A 24768-nucleotide genomic window follows, 5' to 3' on the forward strand; every position below is an offset into this window, starting at 1 on the left:
CCATGCCTTCCATACGACAAAGTCAGGTTGCTGAACTTATAAAACGGAATATTTCCATGTTCCTGACCCAAGAAGGATCCTATTTGTATGGTGACCCGCTGGTTACAGTGACCAATGTGGTGATGTCTCCTGACCTTCTGATTGCCAAAGTCTACCTCAGTGTTTTCAATACTGAAAATAAGCAGGCGGTTATCCTCGAATTGGAGGAAAACTACAGCAGGGTGAGGCAGGCAATGTCAAGCCGTCTGCGCAAACATTTAAGGCGGATGCCTCAGTTTGAATTTTTTCTGGACGACACCCTGGACGAAATGTACCGGCTACGGGACCTCTTTCAGCGTTTGCGTGAAGACCACCAGATGGGAGAAGAGGAATAATAAACGGAGGTCTCAACCACATCCGGTGATCATGCGACAAGCTGATGACCGGGATACCATTCGGAAAGTATGCCTTCCTTCAGAGCAAACGGAGTATACCAAACCTCCGGGATATCAAAATGCTCGATCAAATAAGCGATCAGGACACAGGCCATTACTATGTAACCTACCCGCTCTGACGGAATAGCCGGATGTGCTGCCCGTGCCTCCTGATTCATCGCGGTAATCTCCCGGCAAATCTTGAGCACTTCTTCAGCACCCCAGGGGCTGGGTATGGGAAAATAATCATCCAGCACTTCAAAACTTCCGGAAGCCCCGATCATGACCGGCCTGGTATCCCTGAACCGTGCAATCAGTGGCTGAAAAAATGGATCCAGATAAGTCCGCATTTGATATTCCTCCGCTGCACTTAGCGGATCACTGTGGTGAAACAACCGGTGCAGAACGGCTACGCCGACCGGGAAGCTTACGGCTTCCACAAGATCATCGTGAGTATGAAAAATGCATTCCACACTGCCACCACCGATATCCAGCATCATGGAGGATGGCATATCGTCCAGGGGAACATCCATGCGGATACCTTTGCTGATCAACTCAGCCTCCCGGTCCGGACTGATAACATCAATTCTGAGTCCTGTGGCTTGTCGGACACGATCCAAAAAAACCGGAGTGTTTGTTGCAGTCCGTAATGCGGCAGTTCCGATGGCACGATAGTCTTCAACCTCATAATCCTCCAATTGCTGTGCAAAACCAGCTAACGTGCGGATACCTCTTTCCATAGCTGCCTCCGAAAGCTTGTGGATACCGTCCGCACCCAGTTTGACGTAATCACGCACCTTAACCAGTGTGCGCAGAATAGTTCCATCCTGCTCGACAATAAGCAAATGAAAGGTGTTGGTGCCTAAATCAATGACTGCTTTGCGCTGCATGTTGATTTTTTACAAAGATAAGTCCTGCCCGGTGAAGTACTTTGTGTGCCGCCTGGTTCAAAAGTTATAAAATGTATAGAGCGCAATGAAATAAGCTTTCCAGTCACGTAGGACGGGACTCGCTATCCGGCTCTTCTCCGCATCAAAAAGCTTATTCAATGACCGGGAAAAACGGATACCCCAGCCCCAGTTACGGTTGATTTTGTAGGCAACACCAAGGATGAACCCGATATCTGTGGAATTAAACTCTCCTGCAATATTGTTAAAGTTTTCTGGCCGGACGGTTGGGTCCGAGATCCTGGTGCGGATGAGCCGGCCAATGGTCGCTCCGGCATAAGCATCGACCCGGTAATATTTCTCCTGCTCGTGTTGCCAGTCCAGTAAATGAAACAAAGCATTTACCTCTGCATATTCCGTGGTGACTTTAAGCGGGGAATCGAGGTAATTTTGCACGCTGAGCCGGTTTGACTTGCTACCCCGCTGGTTATACATCAGTTCGACGGAAAAAGAAAATCGACCGGTGATGTGCGCGGTGGAGTTGAGCCCTGCCATTAATCCCAAATGATCATAACCCTGCAGATTGTCACCATCGATCTGGGACAAAGACATTCCTGCTATCGCGCCCAGCGAAAAACGCAACTCCTGGGCTTCGGTCAAATGACCATAACCAAGCAGCAGAACAAAAAGATAAAAATGGTTCAGATTCGGCACAACATCTATTACTTGGGTTACTTTCAGCCAGCCGGATCATATGAGCACATTTCGCCATGCTGCTATGCTGGCTGAACCTCAGAAAACGAATATCTTTGTTTTAAATTAAACACCCAATGGGAAATTACACGAAAAGAACCCTGGAAAAATTGGAACACGTCTACAAAGAGTTGGATTACACCGTGCGTTATGAGAAAGGTAATTTTCAATCCGGGTATTGTTTGGTTGAGCATCAAAAGGTGGTTGTCGTTAATAAATTCTTTGAAGTAGACGGCCGCGTACAGGTATTGCTGGACCTGCTATCCACGATCGGGTTTAACCCGGAGCAATTCAGCGAAGAAGGAAAGAAATATTGGGCTTCACTTCGACCTTTATTTAAAGCAGAAGCGGTCGGTGAAGATTAATGTACTTGGAACCGGCACCTCCCAGGGTATTCCGGTCATCGGATGCCATTGTGCAGTTTGCCGGTCCCGTGATCCCAGGGACCATCGGTTACGTACTTCGGTACTGGTCCGGACTGCCACCACCACGGTGGTGATTGACGTGGGCCCGGATTTTCGACAGCAGATGCTGCGTGAGAAAGTGGAACAGGTAGATGCGTTGCTGATTACCCACGAACACAACGACCATGTCAGCGGTCTGGATGACGTACGCCCCTATAACTTCATGACCCGCCGTGATATGCCGGTTTTTGGGCTGGAACGGGTGCTGGACGAACTAAAAATCCGGTTCAGATACATCTTTGACGATAACCCATATCCGGGGGCGCCCCGCATCAAAGCCATTCCTTTGGAAGCATATCAGGCGCTTAAAGTAGGCGACCTGGATATTTTGCCCCTGGCCATAGAGCACGGAACACTGGATATTTTAGGTTTTTTGTTCCCTCATTTTGCTTATCTCACGGATGTTAAGTTCATTCCTGCCCGGACTCTGGAGTTGATCCACGGCATTGACGTTCTGATCATCAGTGCCTTACATCACCATCCTCATCATTCGCACATAAATCTCGAAGAAGCATTGCAGTACATCGAACGGATCCAGCCTAAAAGGTGTTACCTGACACATATGAGTCATAGTATGGGGCTCCACGCGGAAACGCAGGCTTCCCTTCCTTCACAAGTCTTTTTTGCTTACGATGGACTCGAAATCAACATTTGAATGAATCGATTGGAAAAATCCACCAGCCCTTATCTGCGACAACATGCGCATAATCCGGTGGATTGGTATCCCTGGGGTGCAGAAGCACTGGAAAAAGCCCGGAGAGAAGACAAGCCCATCCTCGTAAGTATTGGATATTCCAGTTGCCATTGGTGTCACGTCATGGAAATGGAATCGTTCATGGATGAATCCGTGGCTGCCTTCATGAACGAGCATTTTGTGAATATCAAGGTTGACCGGGAGGAAAGGCCGGACGTAGATCAGGTTTATATGGATGCGGTCCAGTTGCTTACCGGTCGCGGAGGATGGCCTCTGAACTGTTTTCTCACTCCCGGGCTGAAACCGTTTTATGGAGGGACATATTTTCCTCCACAACCCCGCCATGGCATGCCTTCCTGGATGCAACTGCTGGAACGCATCAATCAGGCCTATCAACAGGATCGCAGTCAGGTGGATCATCAGGCCGATCATCTGACCAATGCCATCCGTGCCCAGAAATCCCATTTACTTCAGAAAGCAGGAGATGACTATACAAACCGAAATGCTCAGGAATCGCTGGACGAATGGTATTATGAACTGGCTAAACAATTTGACCGTCAGTACGGCGGTATAGGTCAGGCACCGAAGTTTCCGATGATTACCAGCCTACAATTGCTGCTCCGGATCTATTATCATACCGGAAAGGAGGAAGCCTTGGAACAGGTACAACGGACATTGCGGTCCATGCTGCGGGGTGGGATTTATGATTTGGCCGGTGGAGGATTATCCAGGTACGCCACGGACCGGGAGTGGAAGGTGCCGCACTTTGAAAAAATGCTCTACGATAATGCCCAGCTCCTAGAATTGCTTGGCCAAGTCTATCAGCTGGACAGGAATGAAACCTGGGTCTATTTCATCCGTGATATCATATACTTCCTGCGGCAGGAGATGCAGCATAGTCAAGGTGCATTTTACAGTGCACTGGATGCAGATTCAGAAGGAATTGAAGGAAAATTTTATACCTGGACCTGGACGGAGTTGGAATCATTGCTCAACGCCGAAGAATGGACCTGGTTCAAAAATACATTTGCAGTCACTGTCCAGGGTAACTGGGAACATACGAATATCTTATACCTGCGGGATGAGGTCAGTGTAGAAACACTTTGGACGAAAGACGCCCCCTGGCAGACCATACGTAAAAAACTCATGTCGCGGCGAGGGGACCGTATCCGGCCGCAGTTGGATGATAAAATATCCACACACTGGAATGGATTGGTGATTAAAGCCATCTATCAGGCTGGTTCCATTCTCGGGGATCAGCAAATAATAGAGATGGCCGATCAGTCCCTGGATTTTTTCCTGGATCGCTTTCGGAGTACTGGTAAGCTGGCTCATATTTTTGCCGGAGGCCAATGGCAGGATGAAGTATTCCTCGATGATTACGCAGGTATGGTGGCTGCTCTGGCTGAACGGATCCAGTTACCCGGCGGTAAAGCGTATGTTCAGGACGTTCAGGCACTGGTAACCGAGATGACCGGACGGTTTTACCGGCCGGATACCCGTGAATGGCTCATGGTGCCCCACTCAAAACACGAATTACCGGTCGAAGTCAAACCAATGTATGATTATGTGCATCCTTCTGCCGCCAGCTCAGCCGTATCTGCATTGATGCGCCTGGGTAATCTGCTGGATCGCCCGGATTGGCTGGAGACTTCCAGGGAGACCATGGAGCAAATGCAGCCCCTGGTACAGGGATATGTATCCGGCTTTGTTTCCGGTGCGGTCAATTTGACCGAGCAATGGTTTGGAATTCATCAACTGGCGATCATCGGCCCGCGCGCTAATGCCTTTCAGGCCTTGCTAAGCAGGATTTATTGGCCGGATGTTGTTGTTATGGCCGCTGAAGAACGCGATGAATCAATACCGCTGCTTCAGCACCAGCCTGTAGACCCAAAGAAGACATATTATTTTTTATGTGATCAATATGCCTGCAAGATGCCTGTTGAAAACGTTAAAGATTTACAGGCATTACGACAAAACGTTTATTTTTAAAGGAGAAGTGCAAAGATTCTGAAGCGGTTCATCCATATCATTGTAGCATGGCTATTGTGCATTTCCTGGTTGCAAGCCCAGCAGCTGGGGCAGTCTTCTTTATTCTTTGCTGATAAATATTTACAGAACCCAGCTTATGCCGGGTTTGATCGTTCACTCAGTATATTAGCCGGTTACCGGACACAATGGCTGGGCCTGGAGCGCAACCCTGTAAGCCAGATCATCAGTGCTCACATGCCTGTGTATGCACTGAATGGCGGGGTGGGTATAAATCTGGTCAATGAGTTTCTGGGAGCAGAAAAGACGTTGCGGTTAAGTCTGTCTTACAATTATGTGATCAACAATGATCTGGGCACCTGGAGTGCTGGTTTAAGGATGGGTATGGTGCAGAAGAGCCTTGACGGAGCCTTGTTGCGTACACCGTTTGGCATTTACGAAGGCAATCAGATCAATCATCAGGATCCTATTTTACCTGAGCAGCTGGTCAGTGGAACCAATTGGTTCTCCAGTCTGGGAGTCTATTATCAGGCTGATGTTTTTCAGGGTGGGGTGAGCCTGGAATACCTGAACAGTCCCCATCTGCGGTTTAATGGTGTCGAAGGAGGAAGTGTGAAAATGTTGCCAACCATGGTCGTCTTCGGTGAGTATGGATTGCCGGTAGCCGACCTGCTGGAGGTGTACCCATCGATCTTGTTCAAATCGGATTTTCGCCAGTGGCAGGTGGACCTGGCTGCACAGGCTGTCTACCAGGACCGCTATCTGGTGGGACTGGGCTGGAGAGGATTGACAGCTCATACACTGGATGCACTCGTATTTCACGTCGGTCTCTACGTCAATGAACATCTGAAAATCTTATATGCATATGATGTACCTCTTTCTAGTTTAGGGGTCAACAGTACCGGTTCGCACGAACTGGTTTTGCATTATAACTTGAACAAAATCATTGGATTGGGTCTTCCGCCACGGATTATATACAGTCCCAGGTATTAATTAGTTGGACCCTTAACCCAAATTTTGGCAAAATTTTTGCGTAACACAAAATATGAATATAATCACGGGCGTTGTTTTAACATCCATCGTGTGAAAATAGGCCCGGTAATTAGTTTAATTTTACGCCATTTTTATAACAAGATTGTTGGTAAAGCTATGAATAGGATGAGAAACTTTATGGTATTCGGTGTGTGCCTGTTACTTTCTGCGGTGGTGCTTCAGTCATGCGGAAAGAAAGAAACTGGTCAGCTGGTTGGAGTTTTGGACAGACCGAAGTGGAAAGGGATCAACCCATTGGGTATGCAATACATCAAGTCAGGTGTATTTCATATCGGGGGTAATGATCAGGACATATTTAATTCGTATGTCCAAAGGCCTCGTCAGGTATCCATCGTTGGATTCTTTATGGACGAGACCGAAATTACAAACAATGAATACCGTCAGTTTGTAAACTATGTAAGAGATTCTACCGCTCATACGATCCTCGGAGATTTTATCCAGGATGACTATGGCAACGAATCCATTGATTGGGAGTTACCCATCGATTACGCGGATGAGACATTGGATGAGATGTATGTCTCGGAAGATGATCAGATCTTCGGCAAACGTGAATTTGACAATACCAATTTACGTTATGCCTGGACGGAAGTGGATTGGGTAAAGGCTGCACACAGTCCGAAGACACCGCGCAGCCAGTTGGTACGCAAATTTGAAGTTCCGATTTATCCGGACACCCTGGTTTGGATTCGCGACTTCGCATATTCATACAATGACCCGCTGGCAAGAAACTACTTCTGGCATCCTGCCTACGATGATTATCCGGTAGTCGGAGTCAACTGGCAGATGGCCCAGGCTTTCTGTGACTGGAGGACCAAAATGTGGAACAAATATCGTCCGGACGAGCGCCATTCCGAAGGATTCCGTTTACCGACGGAATACGAATGGGAATATGCAGCTCGTGGTGGTCACGATCTTTCCAGCTACCCATGGGGTGGTTATTATCTGCGCAATGCCAAAGGCTGCCTTCTGGCTAACTTCAAGCCCGGTCGTGGTAACTATGCCGATGACGGCGCTCAGTACACCACACGCGTAGACTATTATTTCCCGAACGATTACGGACTTTATCAAATGGCCGGCAACGTATCTGAATGGACCGTATCCGCCTACTACGATAATGCAAACAACATCATTCACGACCTGAACCCGGATGTGAAATATTATGCTCAACAAGACGATCCGGATGTCCTGAAGCGGAAAGTGATCCGCGGTGGCTCCTGGAAAGACATTGGGTATTATCTCCAGTGCGGTGTCCGGGATTGGGAATATCAAGACTCCACCAAATCGTACATCGGCTTCCGTTGTGTGATCACAAACTTAGGAAGAACCTTAACGGAGTAGTATTAGCATCAATGCACCATTCTGCTCCCCCCAAACCATTTATTAATGTGTCTTACGAAACCGACCAATCGTAGAACAAGGATAGATGTGTTAACTAAATTCAATAACTATTTAAATTAAGTAACAATGGCCTTTTACAAAAAAAGTTGGTTCAAGTACATGAAGAACTTTATCATTGGCGTCGGTGCATCATTGGTTATGATCGGTGCTCTTGGTAAGATCAACAGTGAGCCCTGGGGTGGACCTGCCATCACGATTGGTCTGGTCACAGAAGCCTGCTTGTTCCTCATGCTAGGGATACTGCCTCCGGAAAAAGACTACTATTGGGAGAAACTGTATCCAGGATTGGACAATTACCACTCAAATATCGCCAGCCTGACTGCCGGTGATATGCCCGCCGACCTTTCCCGTCCTTTGAACGGAGAAGTCGTAGAAGCACAATTAGACGGAATGCTGAATGAACTGCAGACCTTGTCTAAGAGTATCGGATCATTAAAAGCATTGCAGGAAGTTGATTTCTCTGAGACCAGCAATCAACTGAAAACAATGGGTAACTTCTACAGCCGGATGAGCGACGCAATGTCTACGCTGACGGAAACGGTAGAAGACACCAAAGTTTACCAGCAGCAATTGGGTGCACTGAACAAGAACTTGACGTCATTGAATTCAGTGTACGGTAACATCTTGAACGCCTACAATCAAGGTCCGCGTGTCTAAGATGTAACAGTGCAACATTCATTAATCAAGTTAAAAATCAGAAGCCATGTCAATACCTAAGGAGCCCAGGCAGCTAATGATCAATATCATGTACCTCGTATTGACTGCGTTGTTAGCTCTTAACGTTTCAGCCGAGATTTTCAATGCCTTCAAAGTCGTAGACGATGGATTGAAAAAATCAAACTCGGTGTTGGATGACGAGAACGCAGTTAAACCGGCACGCATTGACCAGCTGTCGAAGAAAAAACAAGAAGAATTTAAAATCTATGCCGAGCGCGCTCCCCAAGTACGAGCACTTTCTGCAGAATTTGCCACCTATGTTAACGGTATCACCGACTATATGATCGACCAAACCGGTAACAAGGACAATAAAGTAGACGAAGGAGACTATGTGGAAGTACAGGGTCACACGCAGTTGCGCGGCAAGAAAGATAAGGACATTACCACTCGTTACCTGGTCGGGGACAAAAAAGAACCCGGAATCGGTGGCGAACTGAAAGCCAAAATCCTGGAATATCGTTCGAAATTCCTGGATTTGGTAGACGAAGCCGATCGCGCAGAATTTGAGAAAAAGATCGCTTTGAACGTGGATGAAGAGACGTGGAAGCACGCCAAAGATAAGAGCAGCTGGGAAGATTATTACTTCCGTCAAATGCCTTTGGCCGCTACATTGCCGATCTTTACCAAATTCATCAATGACGCGAAGAGCTCTGAAAACGCCATCCTCGACTATTATCTGGAAAAGGTAGGTGGTACCGAAATCGTATTTGATCAGTTCCAGGTCGTAGCTTCTCCCAAGAAGTCCTACATCACCCGGGGTGAAAATTACGAAGCCGATATCTTCCTGAGTGCTTTCTCCAAAAACGTTGAGAATCTGAGTGTTAGGATCAACGGCGCCAATGTTCCGGTGAACAATGGAGTTGCTTCCTTCAAAGCACCTGGCAGCAGTGTAGGTATGAAGAAATATACCGCAACCATTTCCTTTACCAACCCGGTAACCAAGGAAGTGACCACCAAAACCCAGGATTTTGAATACGAAGTAGGCGAGCGTTCCGCATCCATCTCTCTGGATAAGATGAACGTATTCTACATCGGTGTTGAAAACCCGATCACCGTAGCTGCAGCTGGTGTTTCCACCAATGATCTGAAAGTGTCCGGTGAAGGCATCACCATGAAAAAGGCCGGATCGGCCAACTGGATCGTTGAAGCCACTCGTCCTGGTTCTGCTTCCATCACCTTGTCAGGTGGCGGACTTGCACCAACGAAATTTGATTACCGTGTGAAGATGATTCCTGACCCGACACCACGTTTGGGTGGCGTAAAGGAAGATGAGGTAGGAAACGGTGTTTTCAAAGTACAAAAAGGTCTGATCGCAGCACTGGATGGCTTTGACTTCGACGCTAAATGCAGCATTACCGGCTACCGTATGGTACGGGTTGCTCCACGGCAGGATCCTGAAATCACCGTGAATGCAGGTGCTTCTTTCTCGGATGATGCCAGCCGTATTCGTGACAAAGCAAAACCTGGCGACCGGTTTTTCTTCGAGAATATCCGTTGCAAATGTCCGGGTGATGCGGCAGCACGTAAATTACCTAACATTGCTATAAGCATTAATTAATCTAACCGATGAAAAACTTATTCATTTTTCCAGTATTGCTATTGTGGGCCGGCATTGGTTTCAGTCAAAATGACCAGCCGCAGGCCGAAGCAGCCTTTATCACCGAGGCAGGGGATCCGTTTGAAGAGCAAGTTATCGATGGTGTAGTTGAACGCAGGATTATTGTGGAGAATCGAGTCTTGCCCTATGAACCGGTACGTGAGGCAGATGTGCCTTGGGAGAAAAAGATCTGGAGTGTGATCAATGTTCGCGAAAAGATCAATCTTCCTTTCGCTTACCCGAAGATGCCTTTCTTCACCATCCTGGCAGATGCCGCTAAAAATGGCGAGTTCTCTGTCTATAAAGATGATGACTTTAAAGACATCATGACGGTATCGGAACTGGAAGGTAAATTGTTTTCTGTTGACACCGTGTCTGTGACCGATCCCGAGACGTATGAGGTGACACTGGCAATTACCAGAAGCGATTTAAATCCTTCAGACATCCAGAGATTCCGAGTGAAAGAAGTGGTCTTCTTCGATAAAAAGGCCTCTCGTGTGAAACGTAGAATTCTGGGCATTGCTCCGATAAAAGATGTGATTGATAAGACCACAGGCCAGTTACTGTATCCAGAACCACTCTTTTGGGTTTATTATCCTCAGGCACGCGAAGCGTTGTCAAAATATCGGGTATTCAATGCTGAAAACGACGCCGCTCCAATGACTTGGGACATGGTATTGGAAGAACACATGTTCTCCAGCTATATCTTCAAAGAATCCAATGTTATGGATCGTCGTCTGCAGGATTATCTGACCGGAGTTGACATTCTGTATGAATCACAAAAGATCAAGGACCGCTTGTTCAACTTTGAACAAGACCTCTGGGAATATTAATAAGTGATTTCAATAAGGAAAGATTTAAAAAGCTTGTCTCTTCGGAGGCAGGCTTTTTTGTTTTTATCCATGTCTGGAATGCCTGACAGGCACTAGGGTTTGAGCAAGACCTTCATGCATCCCGGTGTCCGCTGGGCAAAACGCTGATAGGCCGCAGCACCATCAGACAGCGCAAACACATCGGTAAATGGACTGATCAGCTCCCACCCGGCATCCAGCAATTGTAACAGATCCGGAATGTGTTGCCTCGCCGAACAGCGTCCGGAATGATACGTGATGTTTTTATCGTAAGCGTCAACCGGGCTAAAACTAAATTGCGGTTGTGTATGTACCCCCACACTGGAGATGATACCACCTGCCCGCACCAGATTAAATGCCAGCTGCTGGGCAGAAGCTCCACCTACGGCTTCAACGACACCGTCAATTCCTCCTCCCGGCTGGTTTATGAGCCATTCTTGCAGCTGCGCTCCCTCCGCCGGATTGATGACATCCGCTCCAAGCTGGGAAGCATAGTGGCGACGTCCCGGATCGGTCTCAAATACCGTAACCCGCTCGTAACGCATTCGCTTCAGGACCTGCCACGCCATCATGCCCACCGGGCCGAAACCGATGACGCCTACATGGTTTAATACCCCGGATCCCAGACGGACGGCACCCTGATAGCCGGTAGCCAGGATATCACCAAGCAACAAAGATGTTTCAGGACCAAGATCGCCGGGAACCGGGATCAGGGTGGATTCTGCCAGTGGAACCCGAACCAATTCGGCCTGTCCTCCCTGTAATCCATTCCCTGCTGCTACCCAACCAAATAACTGTCCTCGTGTACACCGGGCGGTCAGGCCAATGCGGCAATAATAACAGGTCCCGCAGCTCGTCGTGAATGGACTGATCACGCGCATACCTTCCCGCAGGGTGGTGACACCCTTGCCTCGGGCTACAATAATGCCGGTAAACTCATGTCCCATGGTCGTACCGGCATCAAGACCTTTTTCTCTGCCGAAATAGACATGCAGGTCTGAACCACAAATGGCCGTATCGGTTACCTGAACGATCACATCACCCGGATCCAGTATTTCCGGATCGGGGACGCTCTCAAAATGAATGTCTTCGGGCCGGTGAAGTGTAAGCGCCCGCATGGTTATTTCTTTTCGACCAGTTCGATCCAGGCTGCATCAATACTGCGGCTTAAACCACTGCCTTTCCATTCCGGAGCACCGGGAATTTCTGTTGCCTGGGCGATCTCATCTTTGGATTTGCCGGCAGCGATTTCTTTTTCCATGAAACTCAGCAAAGCGGAGAGATAACCTTGCATGGCTTGCAGCTCTTCCTTTTTTCCGGTTATATCGTAATCCTCGCCGGAGTGACCAAAAACGAAAAGAGTGTCGCGATCAAAAGTATCAAGGGCATTGTCCAGCACCGAAATCCAGTTTGAGATCGATGCTCCAGCGGATTTGTCAATGAATGGAAATCTGCGATTGAAGACCAGATCACCCATATGGACGATATTGGCATTCGTAAAGTGGATCATGGCATCGCCATTGGTGTGACCGGGACCGAAATAATACATCTGGATATTTTCATCTCCGAGACTGGTTTCCCAGTTGGTGGTGAAGGTTTCGGTAGGAAGCCATTGCTGATCCATTTTACCATTCTCTTCCGCCACTCGTTGTTGGTTGGCTTTGGAATTTTCATGCGCCACCAGTTTTGCAGCCAGATCTTTGAAGGTGATGTTGCCACTGGTGTGGTCACCGTGGTGGTGGGTATTGATCAGCAGATCGATCGGGCGATCCTGCATTTTTTTGATTTCAGCGATCACATGGGCGGCTGGTTCAGGGAATTGCGTATCCACAACTGCGATATGATCTTCAGTTACATACCACAGGATGGTTCCGCCGCTTTCGGTAAATACGCCAACGTTTTCTCTCAACGGACGCATCTGATATTCTGCAAATAGGGAACGCAACCAGGTTGCGCGACCCAGGGTAGGCACCATTGTTGCCAAAGCCCCCTGAACTAAAAATGATCTCCGTTTCATTTATTGTGATTATTGGAACATTAAGTTAATAACTTTTCACTCAGAAACCTTCCGGTATGTGAAGACTCAACCTCCAGGATGCCTTCCGGCGGACCCTGATAAACCAGGTAACCGCCATCAATACCACCGCCAGGTCCCAGGTCGATCAGCCAGTCTGCGGTTTTGATCACTTCAAGGTTGTGCTCTACGACCACGACCGTATGGCCATTTTCTACCAGAGCATTCAGGGCATACAACAATTTATTGATGTCATGAAAATGCAATCCGGTCGTAGGCTCATCAAAAATGAAAAGTATCGACTGGTTGGATTGATCTTTATTCAGATAGGAGGCCAGTTTGACCCGTTGCGCCTCGCCTCCGGATAAGGTGCTTGAGGATTGGCCCAGTTTAACATAGCCAAGTCCTACGTCAGCCAGGGGCTGGATTTTATTGACAATATCCTTTTGGGAAGCAAAGAATACCAATGCCTCCTCAATACTCAGCTCAAGAATATCAAAGATGTTTTTACCCTTGTATTCCACATCCAGTACCTCTTGCTTGAATCGTTGTCCTTTGCAATCCTCACAGGTAAGCCGGACATCAGCCAGAAATTGCATCTCCACGATGATCTCACCTTCCCCTTTGCAGGTATCGCAGCGGCCTCCATCGGTATTAAAAGAAAAATGTCCCGGTTTAAATCCGCGCATCTTTGATAACGGTTGCTTGGACATCAGATTACGGATGGAGTCGTAAGCTTTAACGTAGGTGATTGGATTGGATCTGGATGATTTGCCAATGGGATTTTGATTGATCAACTCCACCTGATGAATGACCTGCAGATCACCTTCTATGCTGCCATGACGGCCTGGATTGGAAGGGATAGGCTCACCGAACTGGCGAACCAGAGCTGGATGAAGGATATGCTTGATCAGTGTCGTTTTTCCCGAACCGGATACGCCACTGACTACGGTCAGGCTCTGTAGCGGAATCGTGACATCGATGTTTTTCAGATTGTGATGGCGGGCACCTTTAATGGTAATCTTATTGGCAGAATGGCGTCGGCGATTGGGCAGTGCGATCTGCATTTTACCGGTAAGGTATTGTGCCGTAAGGCTATTCGGAGCTTTGTTGAGAAACTCCCGGTAGGGTCCGGCGAATACCACCTCGCCTCCATGAATGCCTGCCTCCGGACCAATATCCAGGATGTAGTCGGCATTGCGGATAACTTCTTCTTCGTGCTCCACCACAACCACAGTGTTCCCCAGATCGCGCAGTGATTTTAATACCTCAACCAGTTTTTCGGTGTCTTTCGGATGAAGGCCAATGCTGGGTTCGTCGAGGATGTACAGCGAGTTGGTCAGATTGCTTCCCAGGGTTCGCGTGAGGTGGATCCTTTGTGTCTCACCGCCACTCAGGGTAGCGGCAAGGCGGTCCAGTGTGAGGTAGCCCAGGCCGATCTGATCCATGATCTTCAACCGGCTTTCTATTTCCAGAAGGATGCGGCGGGCTATTTTGATTTCACGGTCGAACCAGGTATGGGAAGTGAAAAATGCCACTAATTGATCAATGGGCATCATCACCAGGTCATGGATATTCTTGCCTGCCACCAGAATATACAGGGCTTCTTTGCGCAAACGCGCTCCTTTACAGGTATGACAGGTCGTCTTGCCGCGGTAGCGGGCCAACAATACCCGGTTTTGAATTTTATACAGGTTTTCCTCCAACTCGTGAAAGAAATCGTGAATGCCCTGGACCCGGGTATTCCCTTCCCACAGCAACTCCTTTTGTTTGGCAGTCAGATCCTGGTAGGGACGATGGATCGGAAAGTCATCATCTACATGATCGATGAACCGGTCCAGCCAGCGGGAGGACTTTTCTCCGGACCAGCAAGCTACCGCTCCTTCGTAAACGGATTTTGACGGATCAGGAATGACTTTTTCTTCGTCGATACCCATCACCTTGCCGTAACCCTCGCAGGTGGGGCAGGCTCCGTAGCTGTTGTTGTAATTAAAAAGTTGCGGTGTCGGTTCGAGGAAGGATTCTCCATCCAGCTCAAACCGATTGTTGAAAGGGTGGATGTTTTCACCGATTTTGATCCAGCAGTCGCCTTCACTTTCGTAAAAAGCGGTTTGAACGGAGTCTGCCAATCGGCTGTTCAAGTCATCGTCGTTGTATTTTACGACAATCCGGTCGACCAGGATCATGTATTGCTGGGGCTCTATTTCATCCAGTGTCAGATCCAGTTCTTCGTGGGCTTCTTCGAGAAACTGATCTACGCGGATGATGTCGTCCTGATGGAAGATCCGGGTGAATCCTTTTTGCATCAGGAGCGACAACTCATGGCGGAGGGTACGATCCAGGTATTTATTTTGCAATGGTGCCAGGATGACCACCTTCGTCTCTTCGGGCTGTTCCAGAATGAAATCCACTACATCGGAGATCTGATGTTTTTTGACCTCTTCGCCGGTGACCGGTGAATAGGTTTTACCGATGCGGGCAAACAACAATCGCAGGTAATCGTAAATCTCGGTCATGGTACCTACGGTGGACCGGGGATTTTGAGTACTCACCCGTTGTTCGATGGCAATTGCCGGACAAATACCCTTTATGAAGTCCACATCCGGCTTTTTCATCCGCATCATGAACTGCCGGGCATAAGATGAGAGGCTTTCGACATAGCGTCGTTGCCCTTCGGCATAGAGGGTATCCATGATCAGCGAGCTCTTTCCCGATCCCGACATACCCGTTACGACAACCAGCAGATCCTTGGGTATGCGTACTTCTATGTCCTTTAGGTTATTGGATCGCGCGCCTTTGATGTGGATTTCCTGGGGTGTTTCAATGTCTGTGACTAAAAAAGTTTCCTCCAGTAGATGCGGTTTCATGAAAATTGGACCGGTTTTTGATTACTTATATTATAAGTATTTGAAAGGTGAAGCCAATGAGCTAAGATAGAATTAGTAATTGGGTTCATGCAAGCAAACCCAGTAATCGCCGGGAAAGTTTAAAAAAATTTACACGAGCACGGTTACTATTGCCAAACTTTCATATATTTGGTGCGAAAGTCTTAATTATATCACAAAACGTAGTAAGTATCGACTAATACCTTTACGCTAAAATTTCTGATTGATAACCGACCAAAAGATTTTAGTTATGAAGGTATTACCGATGAGTGATCAAGAATTGATTAATTGCTACTTAGAAGGTGACGAGAAGGCTTTCGAGACTCTCCTTAACAGACACAAGACCAAAATTTACACGTCGATTTACCTGTTCGTGAAAGATTCTGAGCAAGCCGAAGATATCTTTCAGGAAGTGTTTATCAAGATCATTGATACCATTCGTAGAGGTAAATACAACCACGAAGGTAAATTCCTGCAGTGGGCAATGCGTATCTCGTACAACATGTGCGTGGATCAATTCAGAAGATCCAAGCGGAGAACCAATGTTTCACTGTCAGACGAATTTGACATTTTTGACGTAATACCTGCAAGCGATTCCAACATGGAACAGAGCATGATCCAGACGCAGACCAATGATAAGGTGCGTAAGTTGATCGATCTGTTACCTGATGAGCAAAGGGAAGTGGTCATCTTACGCCACTATGCAGACATGAGTTTTAAGGAGATCGCCTCATTGACCCGGGTAAGTATCAACACAGCCCTGGGCCGGATGCGCTATGCACTGATCAACTTGCGCAAGTTGATCGAAGAAAAAGAACTGATCCTCCAGTAATGGAGGTGCAGATAAATGAAATAACCCTAGCACTTTTATAAGCGGTTATCATCATCTCTTTGGGCGTTAAAGGTGCGGCTTGAAGTAGCTGCACCTTCTTTTTTTGGTACCGGATCATAACCGTGACCACCCCATGGATGACATCGCGATATCCGTTTCATCCCCAGCCACATCCCTTTAATTACACCCCACTCCTGGATAGCTTCAACAGTATAATGTGAACAGGTAGGCGTATACCGGCAATTCTGACCCAGCCAGGGAGATATCAGCAATTGATACATCCGGATCGGGAAAATGAATATTTTCTTGAACATGTTAAAAGTGGATTTCTACCGTCTTCTGTTTCGGCTCAAATAAATGGTAAGTACGCTTCCCCTGCGGGTCCATCACCATCAGAATATTACGTTGATCATCGTATAGTTCCATTAAGACATCATAGCGCACGGACAAATCATTCACCGAGGCTATTCCCGGAATCTCAAGATAGATCCAAACGGCCTGATAGTCCGGCGTAGGTTCCTTGCCAACCCAATCGAAAGTTCTGGGTTCACCGTCTACGGTGAGCTGGAGGTGGGCGGAAAGATAATCGTAGATCCACTGGGTGGCTTCATCCTTCTCATGTTCGGTGGAGATCTTCAGGTCTGTGGCACCGTTCATCGCTTCAATTCCCCGCTCCAGGTCGTCTGTAAAGATGTGCAGACTCATCTGGATGGCCTGATCTTCGGAATTATAAGCCAATTCTGTCTTGGAAATATGCAGGTCGTGAAATGATGATAACGGTAAAGGACGGGGAACCCACCATCCGGTAATCACGCTGAATAAAAGTAAAGGCACATTCATATACCTTATAAGTTTCCCGGTTAAGAATTAGTTTCCAATCAAAGCTTCAAAGGTCTCCAGCATCAGGATAAACGCAATGCCGGCGGTGGCTCCGGAGATCACCTGCGTCCAGTCTTTTTTATTGACCTGCAATCGGTTAAGGAACAGATAGGACAATAACAAGATTACACTCACGATCATCAGCTGACCTACTTCGATACCCACATTGAATGCGAAAAGTGGTTTTACCACACTCTCTTCCTGGCCCATTAAGCTCCGGAAATAGTTGGAGAAACCCATCCCATGAATCAGCCCAAAGAAAAGAGCCATAAAATAATTCAATGTAATCCGATGGACATCTTGTGAACTGGGTTTGCGGGCTATGTTGTAAACACTGGTGATGAAAATGGTTACCGGGATCAGGAATTCGATCAAAGCACTGGGGACCTTGATGACACTGAGTGCAGCCAAAGCCAGGGTGATGGAGTGGCCTATCGTGAATGCGGTAACCAGGATGGCCACCTGCCTCCATTGATTAAGACTGTAGATGGCACAAAGTGCTATGATAAATACGATGTGGTCGTAAGCGTGGATATCCGCGATGTGATCAAGACCTAACCGTAAGTAAAACAAAAATGCACTTTCCACGCGAATCCCTTTTCAAAGCGAAGATACCGGCGGGACCATGACCATAAAGACCGTGGTTCCGCCAGCTTATATTAAGATCAATAGCGGTAATAATCCGGTTTAAAGGGACCTTCCGGAGTTACCCCGATGTATTCTGCCTGGTCCGGACTGAGCACGTCCAATTCAACCCCGATTTTAGCGAGGTGTAGGTTGGCTACTTTTTCGTCCAGATGTTTTGGTAGGGTGTACACCTTATTCTCATACTGATCGTGATGTTTCCACAATTCGATCTGAGCCAGTACCTGATTGGTAAAGGAATTGGACATCACAAAACTGGGGTGGCCGGTGGCGCAGCCCAGGTTCACCAGACGACCTTCAGCAAGTACGATGATATCATTTCCGTCAATGGTGTATTTATCCACCTGTGGTTTGATGGTATCTTTGGTCTTGCCGTAGTTTTTGTTCAACCAGGCCATATCCAGTTCGTTATCAAAATGACCGATGTTACACACGATGGTTTTGTCTTTCAGCAGGCGGAAGTGTTCTTCGGCCAGCACTTTTTTGCAACCAGTGGCGGTGATGATGATGTTGGCTTCCGGTGCTGCGTTGACCATTTTCTTGACTTCATAACCGTCCATTGCTGCCTGTAGTGCACAGATCGGGTCAATTTCGGTGACGATAACCCGGCATCCGGCGCCACGAAGTGAAGCGGCGGTACCTTTGCCGACATCGCCATATCCTGCAACAACGGCTACTTTCCCGGCCATCATGATGTCCGTTGCCCTGCGGATGGCATCCACCGCACTTTCCCGGCATCCGTATTTGTTGTCAAATTTCGACTTGGTTACACTGTCGTTTACGTTGATAGCAGGCATGGACAGGGTTCCTTTCTTTTCACGCTCATACAGGCGATGTACGCCGGTGGTGGTTTCCTCGCTGATGCCGCGGACATTCCGTACCAATTCGGGATAGCGGTCAAGAACGACATTGGTCAGGTCTCCTCCATCATCAAGGATCATATTGAGCGGCTTGCCGTCTTTGAAGGCAAACAGGGTTTGCTCGATACACCACTCGTATTCTTCTTCGGTCATGCCTTTCCAGGCAAAGACAGGAACGCCGGTTGCAGCAATGGCGGCAGCGGCATGATCCTGAGTGCTGAAAATATTGCAGGATGACCAGCTTACTTCCGCGCCCAGTTCAACGAGGGTCTCGATGAGTACGGCAGTTTGAATGGTCATATGCAGGCAGCCGGCGATGCGTGCCCCAGTCAGTGGTTTGCTCGAACCAAATTCCTCTCTGAGCGAAATCAGTCCGGGCATCTCGGCTTCAGCAAGTTCTATCTCTTTGCGACCCCAGCCTGCCAGGTTCAGGTCTTTTACTTTGTAAGCCGGTTTTTGTTCTATAGTTTGCATACAGTGTTATTTAAAATCATCGGTTTTTAAAAGATGGCGCAAGATACGAAGTTCAGTAGTTATCGTCAATTACCTGCCGGTAAAGATGGTTCCATTGATCAGCGACTCCGGCGGGATCAAACCGGGCGAGGTGTTTCCTTTTCTGTTCATCGTAATCAGGATCCGGTTTTGCATTCAGGGCATACAAGGTTGCCTCGGCGAGTTCACCAGGGTCCCTGCCACTGACATAATGGGCCAGCTCTCCTCCTGCCTCCGGTAATGAACTCTCACGGGTGGTGATGACAGGAACATCAAGTACAATGCTTTCCAGTACCGGAAGCCCAAATCCTTCATAGAGGGAAGGATAGATCACCGCCGACGCGCCCTTCATGATGAGGGGAACCTGATCGGGGGCTATGTGCCCCAGCCAGATCACCTGCCCTTGTAACCCATGAGTGTTAGCGTATTCACGGCATTTGCGTTCGTATTGTTTTCCTTTGCCCACGATGACCAGTGGGATATCCAGCTTGCGGTTAACATGCAATGCCTGGAGGACCAGCAGGGCATTTTTGCGATGGGAAAGCGCCCCTACATAAAGCAGGTATATTTCCGGCAGTTGGTATTGTGAACGCATTGCTGCTACAGCTTCCGTGGAAGGGGTATTCCTGAAGATAGGGAGGACGGACTGATGGATAACCCGGATGCGTTCCGGAGATACCGGGAAATGGGTGAGGATATCCTGCCTTGTATGCTCGCTGATGGCTACGATCTGGTCGGCATTTTTCAATGCATACTGCACTTTTCGTTCATAGGTGATCCGGTCAGGCAATGGAAAATCCTGAGGGAAATGCCGGTAGATCAGATCGTGGATGGTAACTACTTTTTTGACATTACTCCGGTCGATGGTAAATGGCAGTTCATGGCTCAGCCCGTGGTACAACTGCAATTCCGCAGGAAAACTCGACGGCAGCGAAAACGATCTCCACCACCAGGTCTTCCTGGCCGGATAATGCGTTTGGAACGGAGAAATTAAAAAAGGCCGGGACCAGGGATGATGTGATATGGAAGGTGAAAATAAATGATAGGCGTTCTCCGGATGATGGGTGCTCAGATCACGGAGCAATGTCCGGCTGTAGTTACCCAGACCGCTGGTATTGTGAAACAAACGTTTGGCATCAAAACCAAGGATCATAGACAGGACTTAATTCCAATTTCCATCGAAAGGTAAGGTCTTAAAAAGAACATTGGGCTACAGGAAACGGATCCAATAGCCCAATGAATACAAATTTCAAACAAATTCGATTCTTATTTTAACCCCAACTGCACCGGAACGACTGTTTTGTCCCAGATAAACTGCAGGGTTGCTGAATTATCCCGCAAATCATTCAAGGTAATCAGGAAACTTTCGCAGGAGACATTCATCATTTCCGGTTTTACCATGACACTTAAATCCGGAGTCTTTTCCATGTAAGCGTTGAATCCGCTTTCATTGTACTTGTAGAAATTGACGGTCCACTGAGAAGCTGTCGGGCTGGTCAGGATTGCATAGGATCCAGCCGGCAAAGATTTGCCTTCAACCATCACATCTTTGCTGAAAGTGATCTTGGTGGCGCTATTGGCACCGGTACGCCACAGCTTACCATAAGGTACCAGTCCATCAGCAGCAAATATCGTCCGGTCTTTAACTCCGGGACGTGAATATTCGATGGTGATATCGGTGGTTCCGGCCTTCTGCTCTACTTTAGAAGTCGGACTGGGCATTGCCTTGTCCTGCGCTTGAGCCGGTGTGAGATAGGCCATCAGGGCCAGGGCAAATAGAAAGACTAATTTCTTCATGTTCTTTTCTTTTGTTAACAGGTTAAAGTTGTGATAGTTAACTCAAAAGCGAACGAATGGTTTGCCGGTTTAAGTATATTTTAACAAATTTCCGCACCCCTTTATTTACTGCCATTGCCCGATTTAACACCAGGAAGATTGGTAGCGGGGCTTCCTCCCTGCCAGTCGAATGCCGGGGCTGATTTTGGATCCGGATAGACCTCAGCCAGGTTATCTGCATTGTAGAGTCTTCCGTTTTTCATCACAAAGGCCACCGTATTGGATTGCCGGATATTTTCCAGGGGATTTCCATTCAGGATGACCAGGTCTGCCAGCTTGCCAGGTTCGATGCTTCCCACTTCCTTGTCCAGTCCCAGGGCGCGGGCTCCCAGGATGGTTGCCACTTTCAGGGCATTGTGATTGGAGATGCCTCCGCTGGCTATCGACCACAATTCCCAGTGATAGCCCTGGCCTTCCAACTGGCCATGAGACCCGATGCCTGATAATCCTCCGGCCTGAACGAGGTGATTGACAAATTCGGCGTGGCGCGGGAAAATATGCTCTTCTTTCATAAACCATCCCGGGCGGCGGCGCGACTTATCATCGAGTTCCTCTTTCGGAGTGAAATAGTTCAATTTGGCATTGCCCTGCACATCTTCGGTGGCGTAATAATAATTCTCCGCCCATGGTCCACCGTAGGCGACCAGTAAGGTCGGCGTATAGGCCATATGCGACTGGGCCACCATCTGTACCACATCGTTGTAGATGGGATATATGGGGAAAGAATGTTCGTGGCCCGGGTAACCATCCAGCAGTTGGGTCATGTTTAGCTTAAAGTCCAGACCGCCTTCGGTCGTGGGCATGATGCCCTGTTCTTTCGCAGCCTGGATGATCCACTGGCGGTTCTGGCGGTTGCCGACCAGGTACATTTTGATGTACTGGGTGTGGTAATAATCCGAATACTGCTTCAGGATGTTGCGTGCGTGATCCAGGCTGGTGATGCGGTAGGCCCAGAATCCCACACCAGGACCAGTCGAATAGACCCGCGGCCCTAACATCATGCCTGCATCCACCATATCAGAGTAGGTCAGCACATCGGTGGTTGCTGTCTGAGGGTCGCGGGTGGTGGTGACGCCATAAGCCAGGTTAGCCGCATAGTTCCAAACCTGTTTTTTATGGATTCCCCATGCCGGCCACATATGCGCATGGGTATCCACAAATCCGGGAATGATGGTCTTTCCTTTCATGTCCATCACCTGGGTTCCGGCAGGTACTTTAAGCGTTCCGGATTTACCTACCTGTACGATTCTGGCATTCTCGATGTATATGTCACCGCGTGACAGGATCTCATCGCCTTTCATGGTTATAATGCGGGCACCTTTCAGCAGGACGTGGCCATGAGGGATGTCTTTTGGAACCATCACCTTGATCCGCATTTCGTTGGGCTTGTATTTTTTGTCATCCTCTTTCTCGTCCTTTTTCGAGTCATCCTCTTTCTTCTCTCCGGCTGACTTGGCCTTTTCCTTCTCCTTCTTTTCTTTCTCGAGCGCTTCTTTCGTGGTTCGGGCTTCCGCCAGATTGTAACGGAAATAAGCATTACCCAGCGTAAAATGAACCTCACTGGCGTCAGCAGTCCAGAGTGGAAATTCGCCTCCCAGTTCGGTAAGTTTCATCGATGGAAACGCTGCATTATCCGGGTTTGATACGCTGATCTTTGGCGTTTCACCCAGTACGGGAGGTATGGTGATGATGTAGATGTCGTTGTTGATCTTGGCCAGGGCCTGATCTCCTTCCGGAGCCATCAGGATCAACTCTGCACTGGATGGTTTGCGCTCCGGTTCGGTGGCGGTGGCTGTCAACAGACAGTCTTCTTCCAGTGAAGCCGGGAAGGTGGTTATGCCAGTCACTTTCACCAGTGTTTTTTCGTCGGTGCCATCCCAGCGCATGGAAAGCAGTCCTTCGCTTTCTTTGAAGAGGTATACGCGGTCATTACTTTTAACGAAATGTGGCTTGCTTCTGCCGTTGGCCTGTTTGATAATGGTCATGGACCCTCCGGCAGCCGGAACCCAGGCAATGTCTTCGCCTGCACCGAAAGCCACCGGTCCTATGGATTGAACATAGGATCGGGCCGGGCCATAGATGAATGCAATACGGTTTGTACGACCATCCCAGGCCAGGTCGGTATACAGCCCGGACTGGGTGGTGATCTGGTTGGGAGTTCCTCCGGATGCTGCTACCGTATAAATGTGACCGGCATTGCCTTCCCAGGTGCTGAAAGCAATGGTTTTGCTGTCCGGAGACCAGGCAGGCATAGCTTCTGTGACCTGCATGCCGGTAACTCTCCGCGGGGTGCCGCCTGGGAAATCCATCACGTATAAGCGATTCAGAGCGGTAAAGGCCAGTTTGGAACCATCCGGTGACAATGCCGGATCGCGGATCTGGTTGACGACCATCAGGGAATCATCCTTGATGGGATAATTGAAATGTACCTGAGGTCCGAAATCCAGATCGGTATCAACCATAAAGGGAATATCTGTGGCAGCGCCGCCGTCGACAGGTATCTGGTGGATCTTGCCACCATAGGAAGCGATCAGGAATTTGCTGTCCGGGGTGAAAGCCATACCCGGCAATACGCCCAGTGGAGCGATGGACTCTTGTTCATCATGTTGGACAGGATAGGCAAGCCAGGACTCATCGCCGGTCGCGAGGTCCCGTTTGACCAGGCCGGTTTCGGTGTTGTACCGGGATCCATAGACCAACCATTTGCCATCCGGCGAAAGCGTGGGGGCAAAAGCGGAGCCATACCGCCCGGTGTGCCGGGTCATTTCGCCTGTTTCCAGATTGTAAGTTCCCAGCTGATACTGTGGCAGCTGCGCATTGTAGTTCCAGGCGGAGTTACGCTGGGAAAACCACACCAGTTTGCCATCGGGCGCAAAGGTGGGTTCGGAAATTTTAAGATTGTCCGGTTTATCGACAAGTTGAATGCCTCCGCCGCCTTCATGATGATAGAGGTAGAGCTTCCAGTTACGGCCCCCCTTCGCTACTGCGATGTATTTGCTGTCCGGGGTCCAGTCCGCACTCTCGTAGTTCTGGTCGGTGTCTTTCGTGATCTGGGTTTCATCTTTCGTGGCAAGATCCATGATCCAGATGTTGTCGGCACCACTTTTATCGGAAGTGAATACCATGGATTTTCCATCGGGACTGATGCGGGGATGGGTCTCAAAGGCCATCCCGGCCCGAACCGGTTCTGCCGTACCTCCGGAGATGGGTATACGGTAGATATCACCCAGTAGATCAAAATAGATGTACTTCCCGTCCGGGCTTACATCCAGACTCATCCACGTTCCTTCATCGGTTTTCAGATGGAGGCTACGGGTGGGTTCCAGGGGCAGCTCCTTGGTTGCTTTCTTCACCTTTGATGAATCGGTTGCCGTTGAATCAGTCTGTGCCATCGCCAGCAAGGAAGTGGCTAACAGCACCAGCAGCATTGAGAATTTAATTTGCATGGTTTGAGACTAAAAAATGTTATCAAAACCGGTTTTACCGGAGAGCGAATAAATATAGAAAAT

22 protein-coding genes are annotated in these 24768 nt (G+C 48.5%); 10 read left to right on the plus strand and 12 right to left on the minus strand.

The features are described from left to right. The first annotated feature begins 2 nt into the window (after window positions 1-2). The gene (gene rbfA, locus H6570_16345; GenBank protein MCB9320854.1) at window positions 3-374 is read left to right on the plus strand and encodes a 30S ribosome-binding factor RbfA; all 372 of its coding nucleotides are present in this window, start codon (window positions 3-5) and stop codon (window positions 372-374) included. Window positions 375-403: 29 nt separating this feature from the next. Here rbfA and H6570_16350 read toward each other — a convergent pair whose 3' ends face one another. Both H6570_16350 and H6570_16355 read right to left on the minus strand, forming a co-directional pair. Then, the gene (locus H6570_16350) at window positions 404-1303 is read right to left on the minus strand and encodes a hypothetical protein (GenBank protein ID MCB9320855.1); all 900 of its coding nucleotides are present in this window, start codon (window positions 1301-1303) and stop codon (window positions 404-406) included. A gap of 57 nt (window positions 1304-1360) precedes the next feature. Beyond that, the gene (locus H6570_16355; GenBank protein MCB9320856.1) at window positions 1361-2014 is read right to left on the minus strand and encodes a PorT family protein; all 654 of its coding nucleotides are present in this window, start codon (window positions 2012-2014) and stop codon (window positions 1361-1363) included. Between the two features lie 116 nt (window positions 2015-2130). Here H6570_16355 and H6570_16360 point away from each other — a divergent pair, with 116 nt between their 5' ends. The 8 genes from H6570_16360 to gldN all read left to right on the plus strand — a co-directional run bounded on the left by H6570_16360 (window position 2131) and on the right by gldN (window position 10798). Continuing rightward, the gene (locus H6570_16360) at window positions 2131-2418 is read left to right on the plus strand and encodes a hypothetical protein (GenBank protein MCB9320857.1); all 288 of its coding nucleotides are present in this window, start codon (window positions 2131-2133) and stop codon (window positions 2416-2418) included. Then, complete coding sequence (locus tag H6570_16365; GenBank protein ID MCB9320858.1) at window positions 2408-3172, plus strand: MBL fold metallo-hydrolase; 765 nt, start codon at window positions 2408-2410, stop codon at window positions 3170-3172. Before H6570_16360 ends, H6570_16365 begins: the two co-directional genes overlap by 11 nt. Then, complete coding sequence (locus tag H6570_16370; GenBank protein ID MCB9320859.1) at window positions 3173-5203, plus strand: thioredoxin domain-containing protein; 2031 nt, start codon at window positions 3173-3175, stop codon at window positions 5201-5203. Window positions 5204-5257: 54 nt separating this feature from the next. After that, on the plus strand, window positions 5258-6193 hold the full coding sequence (locus H6570_16375) for a PorP/SprF family type IX secretion system membrane protein (GenBank protein ID MCB9320860.1): 936 nt from the start codon (window positions 5258-5260) through the stop codon (window positions 6191-6193). Between the two features lie 165 nt (window positions 6194-6358). After that, complete coding sequence (locus tag H6570_16380) at window positions 6359-7591, plus strand: SUMF1/EgtB/PvdO family nonheme iron enzyme (GenBank protein ID MCB9320861.1); 1233 nt, start codon at window positions 6359-6361, stop codon at window positions 7589-7591. 126 nt (window positions 7592-7717) lie between these two features. Next, window positions 7718-8308 carry a gliding motility protein GldL gene (locus tag H6570_16385; protein ID MCB9320862.1) on the plus strand — a complete coding sequence of 197 codons (591 nt, stop codon included), beginning with the start codon at window positions 7718-7720 and terminating at the stop codon, window positions 8306-8308. 46 nt (window positions 8309-8354) lie between these two features. Then, window positions 8355-9926, plus strand: coding sequence for a gliding motility protein GldM (gene gldM, locus H6570_16390; GenBank protein MCB9320863.1), 1572 nt, complete (start codon window positions 8355-8357; stop codon window positions 9924-9926). Between the two features lie 8 nt (window positions 9927-9934). Next, window positions 9935-10798: a gliding motility protein GldN gene (gldN, locus tag H6570_16395; GenBank protein ID MCB9320864.1), complete on the plus strand. Its 864-nt coding sequence runs from the start codon at window positions 9935-9937 to the stop codon at window positions 10796-10798. Window positions 10799-10890: 92 nt separating this feature from the next. Here the strand turns inward: gldN and H6570_16400 are convergent, their stop codons facing one another. Genes H6570_16400 through uvrA form a run of 3 tightly spaced genes read right to left on the minus strand, consistent with a single transcriptional unit; the run spans window position 10891 to window position 15697 of the window. Further along, window positions 10891-11934: an alcohol dehydrogenase catalytic domain-containing protein gene (locus H6570_16400; protein ID MCB9320865.1), complete on the minus strand. Its 1044-nt coding sequence runs from the start codon at window positions 11932-11934 to the stop codon at window positions 10891-10893. Between the two features lie 2 nt (window positions 11935-11936). Continuing rightward, on the minus strand, window positions 11937-12833 hold the full coding sequence (locus H6570_16405; GenBank protein ID MCB9320866.1) for an MBL fold metallo-hydrolase: 897 nt from the start codon (window positions 12831-12833) through the stop codon (window positions 11937-11939). Between the two features lie 20 nt (window positions 12834-12853). Next, entirely contained in the window at window positions 12854-15697 is a 2844-nt protein-coding gene (gene uvrA / locus H6570_16410; protein MCB9320867.1) for an excinuclease ABC subunit UvrA, read from the minus strand. Window positions 15698-15965: 268 nt separating this feature from the next. Here uvrA and H6570_16415 point away from each other — a divergent pair, with 268 nt between their 5' ends. Further along, a complete protein-coding gene (locus H6570_16415) occupies window positions 15966-16547 on the plus strand; it encodes a sigma-70 family RNA polymerase sigma factor (GenBank protein MCB9320868.1) in 582 nt (193 codons plus the stop codon). A gap of 35 nt (window positions 16548-16582) precedes the next feature. On the opposite strand, the gene yidD is transcribed toward H6570_16415, so the two are convergent. The 7 genes from yidD to H6570_16450 all read right to left on the minus strand — a co-directional run bounded on the left by yidD (window position 16583) and on the right by H6570_16450 (window position 24705). Next, the gene (gene yidD, locus H6570_16420) at window positions 16583-16861 is read right to left on the minus strand and encodes a membrane protein insertion efficiency factor YidD (GenBank protein MCB9320869.1); all 279 of its coding nucleotides are present in this window, start codon (window positions 16859-16861) and stop codon (window positions 16583-16585) included. 1 nt (window position 16862) lies between these two features. Continuing rightward, entirely contained in the window at window positions 16863-17387 is a 525-nt protein-coding gene (locus tag H6570_16425; GenBank protein ID MCB9320870.1) for a hypothetical protein, read from the minus strand. A gap of 27 nt (window positions 17388-17414) precedes the next feature. Next, entirely contained in the window at window positions 17415-18014 is a 600-nt protein-coding gene (locus H6570_16430; protein ID MCB9320871.1) for a HupE/UreJ family protein, read from the minus strand. Between the two features lie 77 nt (window positions 18015-18091). Then, window positions 18092-19405 carry an adenosylhomocysteinase gene (locus H6570_16435; protein MCB9320872.1) on the minus strand — a complete coding sequence of 438 codons (1314 nt, stop codon included), beginning with the start codon at window positions 19403-19405 and terminating at the stop codon, window positions 18092-18094. A 52-nt stretch (window positions 19406-19457) separates the two neighbouring features. Further along, window positions 19458-20576: a glycosyltransferase family 4 protein gene (locus tag H6570_16440; protein MCB9320873.1), complete on the minus strand. Its 1119-nt coding sequence runs from the start codon at window positions 20574-20576 to the stop codon at window positions 19458-19460. A 113-nt stretch (window positions 20577-20689) separates the two neighbouring features. Continuing rightward, window positions 20690-21220, minus strand: coding sequence for a DUF2911 domain-containing protein (locus tag H6570_16445; GenBank protein ID MCB9320874.1), 531 nt, complete (start codon window positions 21218-21220; stop codon window positions 20690-20692). A gap of 101 nt (window positions 21221-21321) precedes the next feature. Then, window positions 21322-24705, minus strand: a complete 3384-nt coding sequence (locus tag H6570_16450) for a PD40 domain-containing protein (GenBank protein ID MCB9320875.1) — start codon at window positions 24703-24705, stop codon at window positions 21322-21324. Window positions 24706-24768: the final 63 nt, after the last annotated feature.

The organism is Lewinellaceae bacterium, from assembly GCA_020636135.1.
Classification (GTDB): domain Bacteria; phylum Bacteroidota; class Bacteroidia; order Chitinophagales; family Saprospiraceae; genus JAGQXC01.